Origin of the sequence: Paraburkholderia sp. SIMBA_030 (genome assembly GCF_046535245.1) — a bacterium.
In the GTDB taxonomy this organism is placed as follows: Bacteria; Pseudomonadota; Gammaproteobacteria; order Burkholderiales; family Burkholderiaceae; genus Paraburkholderia.
Map to the genome: position 1 here is coordinate 1 of NZ_JAWRXB010000171.1, position 349 is coordinate 349.

Below are 349 nucleotides of genomic sequence, written 5' to 3' on the forward strand. Positions count from 1 at the left end.
GTCATCAGCTCATAAGGTGACATCGATGCATCACCGACGAAGATAACACGATACTCTCGGCCATATTTATTGAGTAGCTCAAACGTTGGCATCGGTGCACTATGGCGACGATTATTGTCCTTCCACACATAGTCATACAAGCAGTTATGAAAATAAAAGAACTCTAATGTTTTAAATTCATTTTTTGCCGCAGAAAACAATTTTTCGAGCGCTTCGACATGGATGTCCATACTGCCACCCACATCAAACAGCATCAGCACTTTGACTCGGTTACGGCGCTCCGCTTGCATATGAATGTCAAGCACACCCTTTTTTGCCGTGCGTTTAATAGTCTCATGAATATCTAGCT

Annotated in this window: 1 pseudogene; it reads right to left on the minus strand. The window is 42.7% G+C overall.

Going from position 1 to position 349, the window contains the following annotated elements:
- Positions 1 to 349: pseudogene (locus tag SB772_RS39530) on the minus strand (hypothetical protein); the annotation flags it as partial.